Here is a 12,635-nt window from a genome sequence, read left to right on the forward strand (position 1 = left end):
CATGCTTTTCCTCCTTTCTACTAATCCCTGCATATAGACTTTCTTACTCATTAGAATTAAGAGCCTTCTGTTTTTCTTCCAATATAACTTTATTTATTTTCGTTAACGTATCAGTCATTTGCTCTAAAGCTTCGATATCAATTTTCGAGAAATATTTCTCAATTAATACGTCATCTAACTCAGACAACCGCTCTATATACTTACTACCGTTTGGGCCGAGCGTAAGGAAATACTCCCGTTTATTTTTAGGGTTTACTTGTTTCGAAATCATCTTCTGTTTTTCCAATTTCGATAAGACTTGGCTCACAGCACTTTTCGATATATTAAAAGTACTCGCAATGTGATTTGCTGTCGTGTTTTCATTTAAATTGATATAAAATAGCATGCTCTCTTGCTGCCCTGTAAGACCGAACTCATCCTTTAACTCCTGAAATAGTAAAATGTAGAAGTCATTGTAGGCTCGATTCATTTCATTAATTACTTCTTTATACGATCTAGTCATAGCATTCTTCCTCCAGTCATGCTGTTATTTCGTTTCATTATATAGTTTAGTTAACTTAACTGAACTATATTATACCTTTATGTTCGTGTAAAGGGAAATATCGCTCCATACTTTTCTACACAATTTGTGTAAATTATGAAATAAGGTATGCTCATTTACCTTGTCTACTGCTTTTAATGGATCAAATCCCAACATAATATACAACATCTATCATTCCGAATAATCAAACGTATCCATTATTTAAATTCCATATAGACCCATTATTGGTTAGAATGTTATAATTAACTCAACCTACATAGTTACTCATGTTCAGGCTGAGAAACTAACGTCTTAATAAGCAATGCGCATAACTCAAATAAAAAAGACACTGCAAAGTGTCTTTTTTATTTGCAATAAGTTTCCTTTTTATCCCAAAACCAATATAATAAAATGTAACATTTAATACATATAAAGAAAAATATAGATTTATTAAATCATTATGGCACCCATGAAAGTGCTTTATTTTGGAGAGAAGGAACAAAATATGAACAAAAGGTTATTAACATCATTATTATGTAGCACATTCTTATTTGGATTATCAGCTTGCGGTTCACATGATACATCTAGCAGTAACACGAAAAACGAACAAGAGACTTCTAAAGAAACAAAGAATGATGAACTTAGCAACAAGGATCCTCAAAAAGAATTTCCCACCCATGGAAATTCTTCTGATGTATACATATCTATAAGCCATGCCGATTCATTAGATGTTATAGGTAATGGAGAAGTTAAAGCACAAGGTGTATTTAAAGTATTAGACGTCGTAGTTTATAATCGTCAAGAGGAACCCATTACACTGAATAGCAATAACTTTAAATTAATTGACGGAACCGGAAGAGAATATCACATTTCTAATGAATCTCAATTAGTACTTAAAGCTGCAAATACTGCTACATTTAAATTTGGTGTTCTTAATCCTAATGAAAATTCGGAAGGGAACATTGTATTCGATGTACCGAAAAATACACAGGGATTAACTTTAAAAGTGAGTGGCGATATGTTGGATAAAGGGATCGAGTTAAAAGTGGAATAGTCAAAGAAAATATAAAATAGATAAACCACTTTTACTAGCATAACAAAAAGTACAGCCTCTGTATTAACTACAGTAGACTGTACTTTTTTCATTTGTGATTTTATATAACCTACTATCACATGATCCCTTAATTCTTTTGAGAAGATGCTCTCCAATCACGAAACGATGTTGGGCGTCCAGAATAAGCTCTTTGCTTTGGAGCAGCTGGTTTTTCCTCAAGAATAGTTGATTTCTCTTCAGGAGTAGTTGGTTTTTCTTCAAGAATAGTCAAAGCTGTTTGCATTTTCTCCAGCTGTTCTCTTAAAGCTTGCTGTTCAATCTTTAAATCCGTAAGTAAGCGTAAAATCATCTCAGAATTAGCCATAAAGATCCTCCTTCCCCCAATACACAGAATAAAATAACATATGTAATAAGCGGAATACTCGTGACAAAAATACGCTCGTCAACTCTCTTAAAATACCGAGTACTTTTATTTTTCAAAGGGACCTGCTCAAGTTTATCCGTAAAAACATAAAGTGATATAAATCCATTAATATATGGACTTTATGGAAGGAGGAGTTAATATGGGCTATGGTGGTAGTTGTGGAGGCTATGGTGGTAGTTGCGGTGGCGGCTGTGGTTTTGGCGGTGGATTCGCCTTACTTGTTGTGCTCTTTATCTTATTAATCATCGTTGGAGCTAGCTGTTGGGGCGGCGGATTCGGCTGCTAATAAGAGGCACTCTTGAGAGTGTCTTTTTTTTATTTCTCAATATGCGACTAACCTATTTGTGTTACTATCAAAGTGCGAGATTCTCTAAGCGTAATATAGTAGTTTACCAACTATGAAAGCCACTGTCACAAGAAAACAGTAGGCTTTTATTTTGTTATTTAGAAAAATATGAACAGGGATCACCCTTTGCACGAATCAACATTTTAAAATTGACATAGCACTTCATGCACCATATACTGTTAACAACAGTATACTGTCATTAACAGTTTACATTCCAATTCATTCTAGGAGGTATGTTCATGAAACATACAGGAAGACATACAGGTGCATTTCTTTTGTTATTTTTAGCAGAAGGTGATAACTATGGCGGGCAACTACTTCAGAAATGTGAAGAAGAACTTCCGGTCAATCCAATCGATAGTGCCATTCTTTACCGCACGTTAAAGAAATTAGAAAACGAAGGTGCAATTGAGTCTTATGTAAGTACAGATCATCAAGACAAACCGAGAAAGATGTACAAAATTACGCCTGCTGGAAAGGAACAATTAGCAGATTTTCAAACAGATATTGAGGAAAAAATGAAAAACTTAACCTTTTTCCTAAACAAATATAAAGACTTAAAGGAATCTAATCATGATTAATGGCGCTATTCTTTACACTTTAGCCATCATTCTTACGGGGATTTCTTTTATGAAAGATCGGAATAAAACGAAAGCTGCCCTTTTAAAATCATGGAAAATATTTCGAAACCTCCTCCCTGCCATGCTCTCCATTATGCTGTTCGTTGGACTATCACTTTCTATCTTAACGCCGTCCTTTATCTCTTCCATCATTGGAGAACAATCCGGATTGTTAGGTATTGTTTATTCTGCAATAATCGGATCCGTTGCACTCATTCCAAGCTTTGTCGTATTTCCTCTTGGTAATACGTTAGTCCAACACGGCGCAGGTCTTCCTCAAGTTGCGGCACTTATGTCTACACTCATGTCAGTAGGAATTACAACCTTGCCGATGGAACAAAAGATATTCGGACGAAGCTTTGCTTACGCACGTAATGCATCCGCATTACTCATGTCACTCCTATTCTCATATATCATTTGGGTGGTGATGGTATGAAAGAACTAAAAAGATATCGCTTCTTTTTCATATTACTGCTTGGGCTTCTCTTATTAACTTTTATAAACCAATCTTTAGGATGGAGCGCGTTACAACTAACAGGGAATAGTATTTTAGATATGCTATTTCTACTCCCCCCTGTCCTAATATTTGTAGGGTTACTCGATCAGTGGGTGAAGAAAGAGACGCTAATGAAATACATGGGAGAAAAGTCCGGCATATATGGAATCTTATTCTCTCTATTATTAGGCGGAATTGCAGCTGGTCCCCTCTATGTTGCCTTTCCGATTGCAGCACTACTATTAAAAAAAGGCGCAAGCATTAGGTACATCGTATTTTTCTTAGGCGTTTGGACAACTGCGAAATTACCAATTATGGTGTATGAATTTTCTTCATTTGGAGCTACATTTACACTCATTCACATTTGCTTCGGACTATTGTTCTTCTACGTAATGGGTATTATTTTCGAAAAATTTTATGATCAAAGGCAATTGCTGCAGTATGATATTACGAAAGAAATGTAAAAAGACATCTTTATTTTGTAAAGATGTCTTTTTAATATGAAGCTTAATTCTCATTCTGTAAAACCTGCGTTGCCTTTACTTCCTCTTTCTCTTCTTTTAAGAACAACGATACGATAAAAGCAATAACGATAAAGATTAGCCCTAATGTAAATGCACCTTGGAATCCTGATGTTAAACCGTTTAACTTCTCTACTGGATCCATTGGATTTGCTGAGCTTTCCATATACTTAGTTGTTCCTGAAGACATTTTCGAAATAAAGATAGCTGTACCAATTGCGCCGGCTACTTGCTGTAACGTATTAAACAGCGCTGTTCCGTGCGGATATAGATCCGGTGTTAATTGATTTAAACCATATGTTTGTGCTGTCATGACAAACATGAGTCCAACCATTAATACGCTATGCATGACAATAATTTGTAGCATTGATGTATCAGGAGTAATGCCTTTAAATAAGAACATTGCAATCCCTACTAACACAATACCGGGAACGATAACAACTTTCGGACTAAATTTATCAAATAGTTTACCTGCGATTGGTCCCATTATGGCGCTAATAATACTTCCTGGAAGCATTATTAGTCCTGATTTAAAGGCTGTAACGAGTAAAACTGTTTGCAGGAACATCGGTAATAAAGTCATCGTTGAAAATAACGACATCATCACAATAACGATTAATCCAACTGATATTGTAAACATCGGAACTTTAAATGCGCGTAATTCTAAAATTGGGTTATCGATTTTTAATTGTCGAACGACAAAAATACATAGTGATATAAGCCCAACAATTAAAGCACCGTACACTTTCGCATCGGACCATCCTAAATCACCTGATGCACTAAAGCTATACACAACCCCGCCAAATCCTAATGTTGATAAAAGGATTGATGGATAATCTACTTTTGGCCTTGTTAACTCTGAAACATTTTGGATGTACTTCATTCCAATCATAATTGAAATGATCACGATAGGAATAACAATGTAGAATAACCAGCGCCAATTTAGTGAATCAACGATTACTCCAGATAATGTAGGGCCAATTGCTGGAGCTGACATCATAACGAGTGCGATTAATCCCATTGTGGCACCACGCTTTTCAGGTGGACAAATAATTAAAATCGTATTCATTAATAACGGTGAAATTAACCCCGTTGCTACTGCTTGGACGATACGGCCGACTAATAAAATTGAAAATGTCGGTGCAAATCCCGCAATTAATGTACCGACTAAAAACGTTACCATAGCGATCAAGAACATTTGTCTCGTTGTGAGCCATTGCTGAAGTAACGCCGTAATTGGTACTAAAACCCCAACTACTAACATGTAAGCTGTAGAAAGCCATTGAATAGTTGAAGCTGTTACGTCAAATTCTTTCATTAATACTGTTAACGCATTACCAAGTAACGTTTCATTTAATAATGCAACCATTGCCCCTAAAAGTAATGCAATTAAAATAGGGGTATGTTTCATATTAGAAGTATCAACTTTGCCACTTGTAGGGCTCTTAGTTGTCATATTCATTTACAGATTCTCCTCCTGTTTCTTACTTAAAAAACTTTAAATACACCGGAACACATGTAATATAATATACATATGTAGATTAAAAAGGGAGAATCAATTTTCAGCCACTGTATATTTAATCTACAAAAAAGGAGAATTGTAGATGAACGATAGTGAAAAACAACTTGATTTACGTATTAGACGTACACATAAATTATTGTGGGATTCCTTATTTGAATTAATGACGCAATCAAAACAGAAATATAGTACCATCACAATTAACCAAATTTGTGATCTTGCGATGGTACACCGAACAACCTTTTATAAACACTTTGAAGATAAAGATGCTTTATTAGCATTTGGATTTAAACGATACAGCAAGATGATTGGTGAAATACCGGTTTCAGATCGATTAAGTAAACCATTTCAAGTGATGGAACAATTTCTACATCATGAAGAAATCGGTAAAATATTAGAGACGCAAATGTCTGATGCACAATTTATTAGCCGGACACAGTATTTAAGTCACGAAACAAGAAAACAAGAAATAGAAGCGTTAAATCAACTTTGCAAAAATCATACGATGCCAAATGATTTAATCATTGAATTTTATTCAGGGGCGATCACCTCATTAAGCGCATGGTGGTTTAAAAATGAAAGAAGCGTTTCTGCTGCTGAAATGGATAGGTATCTCCACCAACTTATTAACCGGGATATTTTTCAGTTTGGAAAAGAGTAATTTTATCGATAAAAAAGCCCATATGAAATGGGCTTTTTGCATACTATTTATTCTCTTTTAACTTCGCTAACTCCCGCTGCACTTCTTCTTGTAAATTTTGATCTAACACTTCTTGTTGATTCGGAGACTTCACATTGTAAAAGTAGTTGCTAGCAGCTGTTTCTGCTTCTAGTTTCTGTACGTAAGATTCAATACGTGCAAAACCTTTCGCTGTACTTTCTGTATGGAACGAATCAATCGCTCTGTTGCTTTCTTTTATCGCTTGCGCCGCATTTAACCTTGAAACAAGAACAAGTTCTTTATATTGCAATTCTCCATATTTCTTTTGCAGTTTGTCAATTTGTTCATAAAGCGTCGCTGTTTGCTCTTTTGTTATTTCGTACTGCTGGCGGTATAACTCCGCTTTTTTCTCATTCACAATTTTTTCTTGCAAAGCTAACTGCGCCATATGATCTTCTTCACGTGATACGGCAAGTTCCGCTTGGCGCGTTCTCTTCGCGATAAGAGCATTCGTTTCTGAAATTAATGCTTCATATTTCTTTTCTAAATAATATTGATGCGAAAGTGCTTTTTCCGCCTTCGTAATTTGCTGTTCTGTCTCGCGAAGATATTGCTTTAACATACTAACCGGATTTTCTATCTTATCCAACGTTTGATTTACATCCGCCACTACAATATTTTTAATACGTTTTAAAATACCCATTATTACTTCTCCTCCTTACGAATACTTCTTTCCCATTGATCTAAAATATCTACTTGTTGGTGCACTTGAAAATCGCTGTATACATCTATATGAGTTGCTAATCTTTTTTCTTTTAATTTTTTATATGTCCAACCAATTATCGCAACAACTGCAAGCACCGGAAGAACTGGTAATACACCAATAACTAGGAGCAATATGCCTGTCCACTTTTTAACCATATTCACTTCAGACTTACGAAGCATGTACCAGCCGAAAAGAACAAATCCAAACGCTAATAAGAATGGTATAAAGAATAAACCTTCAAACTCTTTTTCATGGTGTTTTTCATGATGCTGATCTCGATCAAAGTTGTTAAATTTTTCTTTTTGCGTAACGAAAGCTTCTCTTTCTTTATCGTGAGAAACTGTATATGCTGCTTGCTTATGTTTCTCATGACCCCACCTTTCAAACTTCATACTATGTAATCCAAACAATAGTAATCCCAGAAGTAACGGAAGGATCAAAACCCATTTTAACCAACGCAATTTTTTACGTTTATTCTTTTTCATCTGTTCACCACCATCTATCCTTCGCTTTGAAATAAGTAAAAAATGTATGACCTCCCTTTACCTTTGATACATACGATTGTAAAACGTAGACGTGAGAAGAAAATGAAGGAAGCATGATGAATATATGAGAAATATATAAGAAATTTCTCATAATGATTTCAAAACGAAAAAACCTAACTTCTCCATATTAAAATAGAGAAATTAGGTTCTTTTTCATTCTTTCTATTCCCTTTCAAAAATCACTTCCCAATCTTCTTCAAATCCGAACTCTCAATAATCGAATGAGCATATCCATCTTTCCCAACTCGCACCATCGCTCTTCCTAATTGTTCTGAAGTAATTCTGCTTCCGAGTCTCTTCAATTTTATATTTATAGTCTTTATTAAGATGGACCATAACCGATAAGATGAGCAATTATAACTGCTATTAAACCGATTGAGTATTCAATTAGAATTAAAGGAAGAATCCACCTTGCCCACCTTGTCCATGAAATTCCTGCAATTGCTAATCCAGCCATTAGCGTACCACCTGTCGGAAAAATAATATTTCCAATACCATCGGCGAATGAAAAGGATAATACTGCTGTTTGGCGTGTAATGTCCAATAAATCTGCAAGTGGCGCCATGATAGGCATTGTCAACATCGCATGGCCACTACCTGATGCTAAAATAAAATGAATCGCTACTTGGAAGTTGTACATTCCAACAACACTTAAAAAAGGAGACACATGTTTCATTTCTTCCGATACTTGATACAGTAGCGGGTCTATAATATGCCCTTGATTCAATACAACTAAAATAGCGCGTGATACACCAATAATTAAAGCGCCACCGATTAACGATGCCGATCCTTGTGCGAAAGATTCTACAGTATCATCAAGAGATATCTTGCCAAGGATTGCAATTATTATAGTTAAAATAATAAATAAGGCTGCAATTTCTTTTATATACCACTCGTACTTAATAACACCGAATACAAGAATAATATAATTGATTAAAAAGGCCGTTAATATCCATTTATGTCTTTTTGTTAACTTTACTTTCGCTGTTAATAAGCTTTCTTGCTCATTTGTATCGAATTTTCCGTAAATTCCGTTTGCAGGATCCCTCTTTACTTTCATAGCATGACGATAGACGAATGTAACAGCAATTACATATATGACTACGAATAAAATGAGGCGGAATCCCATCCCCGAATACATAGGAAGACCCGCTATCCCTTGCGCAAGCCCAACTGTAAACGGATTCATAATTGCAGTTGTAAATCCGACGGACGCTCCTACTAGTACCATCGCGGTTCCTGTTATCGTATCAAATCCAACCGCAAGAGCTAGCGGGATGAATAGAGGTACATACACTAAAGCTTCCTCAGCCATTCCCATTAATGACCCGCCAAGTGCAAAGAACAGCATGATAATAGGAATCATTAACTTCTCACGATTAGCGAGTTTTTTTGCCATCGTTGAAACAAGAGCCTCAACCGTACCTGATGCCTTTAATACACCAAAAAACCCTCCGATAATAAGAATAAAAAAGATAATATTAGCAGCTTCTACCATCCCTGTAGGAATAGATTTTACTGTATCAAAAAATCCAAGTGGCGTTGATTCAATCCATTTAAATGAATTTGGATCTACTGTTGTATACCCATTTTTTTCAATCTGTTCATATTTTCCGGCCGGCAATATATGTGTAATAACAGCCGCAATAACTAACAAGACAAGTAACATTGCAAATACGTTTATTTTCCATTCTTTTTTTTCCTTTTTTTCTTCTGGCTCGAATGAAACTGCCTTCTCTGATACTTGACTCATATACCAATCCCCTTTGCAATAAAGTGAAACTTTAATCATTGGGGATTCGTTCATCCCCCAATGATTATTACTTTTACAAGCAGCCGGCAGTCTGGTTTCCCCACTACCATGACGTACCAAGCTATCCACCAATTCTTTTATTTATAACACGCTAGGATTTAACTACCTTTTTACTAATTTCATTTACAAATTGGTTAAATAAACGTTGCTGTAGAGCATCCCTTTCCGACATCATTTCTGGATGCCATTGAACCGCTGCTACATAACGATGAGCTTTGGATTCAATAGCCTCTATCACACCATCAAAGGACCATGCGCTCGCCTCAAAATCTTTCCCTAATGTTTTCACTGCTTGATGGTGAAAAGAATTAACCATTAAAGATTTTTGGCCAATAGCCTCATAAACTTTTCCCTCTTCCAAAAGATCTACGGAATGAGAGCCTTGCCATTTACGGAACTGTTCTCGAACATGGAAATATTCTGGCCCCATCTCGTGCTCTAAGTCTTGATAAAGAGATCCACCAGCTGCAACATTTAACACTTGTAATCCTCGGCAAATTCCTAGAATAGGAATATCTTTTTCTAAAGCCTGCTTTGCCAAATTTAATTCAAAATTATCTCGTTCTTCCTCTACAGTACCTATATACGATTTTGGAGTATCACCGTAATAAACCGGATTGATGTCCGCGCCACCAGCCAATAACAATCCATCTAATTGATTAAGTGTGGACTCAATTTGATCAACTTCCTCAATTGGAAGTAGAACAACCGTTGCACCTGCTCGTTGAATTGAACGAATATAGTCATAAGAAAAGATAGCCATATCTTGACCTGGTAGCCCTCGTAAGCCCTCCTTCCCTATTTCACTATGATCAACATAATACCCAGTAACACCAATTAGTGGTTTCATTTTCTCTCACCTCATAATTTAAATGGTTTCGTTGTCTTTCTCTGCTGAAATTGTATCCTCTTAACCTCCCTTTTCTAACAAGTGGTAAAGAATTAAATATGTAAATTACGACTCTACTCATTTCACTATTTCTTTACACACCATTGATATAAGCAAATATCATGCCAACATTAAAATTAAAGTGATTATTTACATATTTTTAAATATTTTGTCGTTTTATTGGTGTTTGCTGTGTTGAAATGTATTATAATTGGTTATTAATTGGTTACATAATAACCAATTAATAACCAACTTTAGACCAATTACATTCAACTAAAGAGGTGCTCTATGAACAAATTTGAAACCAACCACATTGTATTGATCACCGTTTTAAAAGAAACACGAAAAGCCCTACATCAACAACTAACGGAGATGGTAGGTGACCTCATAGATATCGAAAGTTTTTCTGTAGAAGAAAGTATTCCAAAAGTATTTCATTCTACATTAATTGTATTACCGAATACATTTACGATAGAAACGGTGAAAGACTTTATTGGGGAAAACTGCGAAGTAATAATAGCAAAACGAACATTAAATTATGAAAACGTGGACCAGCTTTTATTTTTACCAGAAGGAACACAAGCTCTATATGTGAATGATAATCATGAAACAGTATACGAATCAATTGAAACGATGCGTCAATTGGGGCTGAACCACATTGAATATGTCCCATACTATCCTGGAAAAACAAATATACAAATGATCAAGCTCGCAATTACACCTGGCGAACTTGAAATTATCCCTGACTTTGTAGAAAAAGTAATTAATATTGGTCATAGATTAATAGATATTACTACAATCATGTCTATTCTAGATCGATTTCATTTAATGGAGGAATCAGGTAACCACGTTTCTGAAAGATACTATCGAAAAATAGTGGATTTAACAAAGAATTTAGCTAAAGCTCATCGACAACTTCATCAAGTTATTGATGGTGTTGGTGACGGCATACTAGCTATTGATTATGAAGGAAGAATTGTTGTCTTTAATGAATTCTTGGAAAGCATGCTGAAAATAAAAAGCAAACATGCTATCGGTCATCCGATTGATGCCATTATTGATAATATTGATTTAGCAAACTTCATCCTTTCAAATAAGCAACAAGAAAGCGGAATATTTGTTGTAAACGGCTTGGATGTAATAGTGGAACGTCTACATATAAATGATCAATCGATTATTGTTACTTTTAGAAATGCCCTTAAGACTATCGGATTTGAACGGAAATTAAGAAAAGAATTTGTCAAAAAAGGTTATGTAGCAAAATACAATTTTCATAATATCGTTGGCATTAGCTCTCCGATCCAAGACACGAAACAAATTGCCAAAAGGTTAGCTAAGACGGATTTAACTGTATTAATTGAGGGTGAAAGTGGTACCGGAAAAGAGTTATTTGCAAGTGCTATTCATAACGCTTCCCAGCGAAATAGCGGCCCTTTTCTTGCTGTTAACTTTAGTGCTTTATCGGATGATTTAGTCGAGAGTGAATTATTTGGTTATGAAGACGGAGCGTTTACCGGAGCAAAAAAGGGCGGAAAAATGGGATTATTTGAACAAGCAAATGGCGGCACTATTTTTTTAGATGAGATTGGAGATATTAGCCTGAAACTCCAAGCACGACTACTTCGAGTATTGCAGGAAAAAGAGATCATGCGCGTTGGCGGAAGCCAAATTATCCCGATAGACGTCCGGATTATTGCAGCAACCAATAAAGATCTACTAAAAATGATTCAAGAAAATGTGTTTAGAGAAGACTTATACCATAGGCTTAAAGTACTCTTTATACACCTTCCCGAATTAAGGGCGCGCCGAAATGACATTGAATTATTGGCTAAACATTTTGTTGCGCTATCCGATCCTAAAGTCAAAATTGAACAAGAATTAATTCAAGAACTTCAAGGATATCCATGGTACGGAAATGTAAGAGAACTTAAAAATACGATAGATTATATGCTTGCTGTCCGTACCGGAAACCAAATAACAAAAAATGATTTACCTAATCAACATTATTTCCAAAAGCCTCCACATCAGAAAACAGATAGCGACCAAGCCGAGAGTATACCGTCCTCTTCTTCAAGTTCAAACGCTCTTGATCAAGAATCACTTTTCATCCTTACCCTCATCATGAATTATGAAGAAAAAGGAAAGGCAATTGGACGAAGAATTATTTCTGAAAAGAGCCAAGAATTCGAAATAAACTTATCTGAAGCACAAGTGAGACACCGATTGAACTTCCTAAAAATGAAAGGATATGTGCAAATAAAAAGAGGTAGAGCAGGAATTAATTTAACAGGAAAAGGTTTGGAGATTCTACGTAATCTTTAGTCAAGGTTCAGATTTTCAGATACATAAAGGCTGTTTTATAAACAGCCTTTTTTTTGATGGAATAAAACGTCGATAAATTTAAGTTACAAATATTCAGAATTAATATTAAAATGAAGAATGGGGATAGGGGTATGGGATT

14 protein-coding genes are annotated in these 12,635 nt (G+C 35.4%); 7 read left to right on the plus strand and 7 right to left on the minus strand.

The annotated features are described in order from the left end of the window. Positions 1-43: 43 nt before the first annotated feature. Positions 44-502 (minus strand): MarR family winged helix-turn-helix transcriptional regulator, encoded by a 459-nt coding sequence (locus SJY24_RS25625; RefSeq protein ID WP_377866649.1) that lies wholly within the window; start codon positions 500-502, stop codon positions 44-46. Between the two features lie 523 nt (positions 503-1,025). Here SJY24_RS25625 and SJY24_RS25630 point away from each other — a divergent pair. Beyond that, positions 1,026-1,574: a DUF4352 domain-containing protein gene (locus SJY24_RS25630; protein ID WP_377866650.1), complete on the plus strand. Its 549-nt coding sequence runs from the start codon at positions 1,026-1,028 to the stop codon at positions 1,572-1,574. 127 nt (positions 1,575-1,701) lie between these two features. Here the strand turns inward: SJY24_RS25630 and SJY24_RS25635 are convergent, their stop codons facing one another. Next, positions 1,702-1,938: a preprotein translocase gene (locus SJY24_RS25635; RefSeq protein ID WP_377866651.1), complete on the minus strand. Its 237-nt coding sequence runs from the start codon at positions 1,936-1,938 to the stop codon at positions 1,702-1,704. A 199-nt stretch (positions 1,939-2,137) separates the two neighbouring features. Between SJY24_RS25635 and SJY24_RS25640 the strand changes: the two genes are divergently transcribed. The 4 genes from SJY24_RS25640 to SJY24_RS25655 all read left to right on the plus strand — a co-directional run bounded on the left by SJY24_RS25640 (position 2,138) and on the right by SJY24_RS25655 (position 3,924). Then, positions 2,138-2,284, plus strand: a complete 147-nt coding sequence (locus SJY24_RS25640) for a YjcZ family sporulation protein (RefSeq protein WP_000540380.1) — start codon at positions 2,138-2,140, stop codon at positions 2,282-2,284. Between the two features lie 299 nt (positions 2,285-2,583). Further along, a complete protein-coding gene (locus tag SJY24_RS25645) occupies positions 2,584-2,925 on the plus strand; it encodes a PadR family transcriptional regulator (RefSeq protein WP_377866652.1) in 342 nt (113 codons plus the stop codon). Continuing rightward, a complete protein-coding gene (locus SJY24_RS25650; protein WP_377866653.1) occupies positions 2,918-3,400 on the plus strand; it encodes a hypothetical protein in 483 nt (160 codons plus the stop codon). Before SJY24_RS25645 ends, SJY24_RS25650 begins: the two co-directional genes overlap by 8 nt. Continuing rightward, positions 3,397-3,924, plus strand: a complete 528-nt coding sequence (locus SJY24_RS25655; protein WP_377866654.1) for a permease — start codon at positions 3,397-3,399, stop codon at positions 3,922-3,924. The genes SJY24_RS25650 and SJY24_RS25655 overlap by 4 nt, the downstream gene beginning before the upstream one ends. 43 nt (positions 3,925-3,967) lie before the next feature. Here the strand turns inward: SJY24_RS25655 and SJY24_RS25660 are convergent, their stop codons facing one another. Beyond that, a complete protein-coding gene (locus SJY24_RS25660; RefSeq protein ID WP_377866655.1) occupies positions 3,968-5,443 on the minus strand; it encodes an MDR family MFS transporter in 1,476 nt (491 codons plus the stop codon). 142 nt (positions 5,444-5,585) lie between these two features. On the opposite strand from SJY24_RS25660, the gene SJY24_RS25665 reads away from it, so the two are divergent. Continuing rightward, positions 5,586-6,161 carry a TetR/AcrR family transcriptional regulator gene (locus tag SJY24_RS25665; RefSeq protein WP_377866656.1) on the plus strand — a complete coding sequence of 192 codons (576 nt, stop codon included), beginning with the start codon at positions 5,586-5,588 and terminating at the stop codon, positions 6,159-6,161. A 43-nt stretch (positions 6,162-6,204) separates the two neighbouring features. Here the strand turns inward: SJY24_RS25665 and SJY24_RS25670 are convergent, their stop codons facing one another. The 4 genes from SJY24_RS25670 to SJY24_RS25685 all read right to left on the minus strand — a co-directional run bounded on the left by SJY24_RS25670 (position 6,205) and on the right by SJY24_RS25685 (position 10,135). Continuing rightward, positions 6,205-6,864, minus strand: a complete 660-nt coding sequence (locus SJY24_RS25670) for a PspA/IM30 family protein (protein WP_377866657.1) — start codon at positions 6,862-6,864, stop codon at positions 6,205-6,207. 2 nt (positions 6,865-6,866) lie between these two features. Further along, on the minus strand, positions 6,867-7,412 hold the full coding sequence (locus SJY24_RS25675; protein WP_377866658.1) for a hypothetical protein: 546 nt from the start codon (positions 7,410-7,412) through the stop codon (positions 6,867-6,869). Positions 7,413-7,794: 382 nt separating this feature from the next. Beyond that, positions 7,795-9,225, minus strand: coding sequence for a YfcC family protein (locus SJY24_RS25680; protein WP_377866659.1), 1,431 nt, complete (start codon positions 9,223-9,225; stop codon positions 7,795-7,797). A 151-nt stretch (positions 9,226-9,376) separates the two neighbouring features. Beyond that, on the minus strand, positions 9,377-10,135 hold the full coding sequence (locus SJY24_RS25685; protein ID WP_377866661.1) for a gamma-glutamyl-gamma-aminobutyrate hydrolase family protein: 759 nt from the start codon (positions 10,133-10,135) through the stop codon (positions 9,377-9,379). A 327-nt stretch (positions 10,136-10,462) separates the two neighbouring features. On the opposite strand from SJY24_RS25685, the gene SJY24_RS25690 reads away from it, so the two are divergent. Beyond that, positions 10,463-12,496: a sigma 54-interacting transcriptional regulator gene (locus SJY24_RS25690; protein ID WP_377866662.1), complete on the plus strand. Its 2,034-nt coding sequence runs from the start codon at positions 10,463-10,465 to the stop codon at positions 12,494-12,496. The last annotated feature ends 139 nt before the right edge of the window (positions 12,497-12,635 follow it).

This window comes from Bacillus sp. R86525 (assembly GCF_042466195.1).
In the GTDB taxonomy this organism is placed as follows: Bacteria; Bacillota; Bacilli; order Bacillales; family Bacillaceae_G; genus Bacillus_A; species Bacillus_A nitratireducens.

What these genes read in the sequence shown, in the direction of transcription:
- SJY24_RS25650 (WP_377866653.1), top strand. Translation starts at nt 2,918, where the DNA reads ATGATTAATGGCGCTATTCTTTACACTTTAGCCATCATTCTTACGGGG.
- SJY24_RS25640 (WP_000540380.1), top strand. Translation starts at nt 2,138, where the DNA reads ATGGGCTATGGTGGTAGTTGTGGAGGCTATGGTGGTAGTTGCGGTGGC.
- SJY24_RS25690 (WP_377866662.1), top strand. Translation starts at nt 10,463, where the DNA reads ATGAACAAATTTGAAACCAACCACATTGTATTGATCACCGTTTTAAAA.
- SJY24_RS25655 (WP_377866654.1), top strand. Translation starts at nt 3,397, where the DNA reads ATGAAAGAACTAAAAAGATATCGCTTCTTTTTCATATTACTGCTTGGG.
- SJY24_RS25665 (WP_377866656.1), top strand. Translation starts at nt 5,586, where the DNA reads ATGAACGATAGTGAAAAACAACTTGATTTACGTATTAGACGTACACAT.
- SJY24_RS25685 (WP_377866661.1), bottom strand. Translation starts at nt 10,135, where the DNA reads ATGAAACCACTAATTGGTGTTACTGGGTATTATGTTGATCATAGTGAA.
- SJY24_RS25630 (WP_377866650.1), top strand. Translation starts at nt 1,026, where the DNA reads ATGAACAAAAGGTTATTAACATCATTATTATGTAGCACATTCTTATTT.
- SJY24_RS25660 (WP_377866655.1), bottom strand. Translation starts at nt 5,443, where the DNA reads ATGAATATGACAACTAAGAGCCCTACAAGTGGCAAAGTTGATACTTCT.
- SJY24_RS25625 (WP_377866649.1), bottom strand. Translation starts at nt 502, where the DNA reads ATGACTAGATCGTATAAAGAAGTAATTAATGAAATGAATCGAGCCTAC.
- SJY24_RS25645 (WP_377866652.1), top strand. Translation starts at nt 2,584, where the DNA reads ATGAAACATACAGGAAGACATACAGGTGCATTTCTTTTGTTATTTTTA.
- SJY24_RS25635 (WP_377866651.1), bottom strand. Translation starts at nt 1,938, where the DNA reads ATGGCTAATTCTGAGATGATTTTACGCTTACTTACGGATTTAAAGATT.
- SJY24_RS25680 (WP_377866659.1), bottom strand. Translation starts at nt 9,225, where the DNA reads ATGAGTCAAGTATCAGAGAAGGCAGTTTCATTCGAGCCAGAAGAAAAA.
- SJY24_RS25670 (WP_377866657.1), bottom strand. Translation starts at nt 6,864, where the DNA reads ATGGGTATTTTAAAACGTATTAAAAATATTGTAGTGGCGGATGTAAAT.
- SJY24_RS25675 (WP_377866658.1), bottom strand. Translation starts at nt 7,412, where the DNA reads ATGAAAAAGAATAAACGTAAAAAATTGCGTTGGTTAAAATGGGTTTTG.